This window comes from Flavobacterium bomense, assembly GCF_003970355.1.
This window is the reverse complement of sequence record NZ_RYDJ01000196.1, coordinates 1-1,162: the sequence shown is the minus strand read 5'-3', so window position 1 is coordinate 1,162 and position 1,162 is coordinate 1. Positions and strand designations below refer to the sequence as shown.

The following is a 1,162-nucleotide window of genomic DNA, read 5'->3' as shown; positions in this document are numbered from 1 at the left end:
CTTTGAACTCTTTTAGAAAATAATATGATACAATCAATGACTGGATTTGGTAAAGCAAGCTTGCAATTACCAACCAAAAAAATTACAGTAGAAGTAAAATCCTTGAACAGTAAAGGTTTGGATTTAAGCGTTCGAATGCCTTCGTCTTACCGCGAAATGGAACTGGGTTTACGCAACCAAATTGCCTTGAAACTCGAAAGAGGAAAAGTGGATTTTTCTATTTTTATCGAAAGTACCGCCGAGCAAACTTCGACGAAAGTGAACGTGCCGATTGTGAAAGCCTACATCGCTCAATTACGTGAAGTATATCCCGATGCAGATGAAACGGAATTGATGAAAATGGCCATCAGAATGCCCGACACTTTAAAAACCGAAAGAGAAGAAATCGACGAAAATGACTGGTCTGAAATTCAAAAAGTAATCTTGGAAGCCTTGGAATATATTGGAGATTTTAGAAAAGATGAAGGCGCTTCTTTGGAAAAAGAATTCCAATTGCGTATTGGCAACATTCGTCAATATATGAACGACGCTTTGGCTCTTGATCCAGAACGTGTTCAAGCGATAAAAGACCGTTTACAAACTGCAATTTCTGAATTGAAAGTAAATGTGGACGAAAACCGTTTTGAACAAGAATTGATTTATTACCTAGAAAAATTAGACATCACCGAAGAAAAAGTTCGTTTGACCAACCACTTGGATTATTTCTTGGAAACCATCAACGGAACGGAAGCCAACGGCAGAAAACTAGGATTCATCACCCAAGAAATGGGAAGAGAAATCAATACTATGGGTTCCAAATCGAATCACGCTCAAATGCCAAAACTGGTTGTGATGATGAAGGACGAATTGGAAAAAATCAAGGAACAGGTTTTGAATGTGTTGTAAACACAATTAATTGATTGATACCGTAAAGACGCGATTAATCGCGTCTCTACCAAAAACAATATAAATGAAAAAAGGAAAATTAATAGTTTTTTCGGCACCATCAGGATCAGGGAAAACCACCATCGTTAGACATTTATTAAAGCAAGAAGACTTGAATGTAGAGTTTTCTATTTCGGCAGCAACGCGTGAAGCTCGTGGCGAAGAAGTAAGTGGGAAAGATTATTACTTTATGTCACTTTCAGATTTTAAAACGCACATCAAACACGAAGATTTCGTG

General features: G+C 37.4%; 1 protein-coding gene and 1 pseudogene. Both read left to right on the top strand.

Annotated elements, in window-relative coordinates; all coding sequences use genetic code 11:
* Nucleotides 1-24: 24 nt before the first annotated feature.
* Nucleotides 25-885, top strand: coding sequence for a YicC/YloC family endoribonuclease (locus tag EKL98_RS16705; RefSeq protein WP_126563212.1), 861 nt, complete (start codon nt 25-27; stop codon nt 883-885).
* Nucleotides 886-949: 64 nt separating this feature from the next.
* Nucleotides 950-1,162, top strand: a pseudogene (locus tag EKL98_RS16700) (guanylate kinase); the annotation flags it as partial.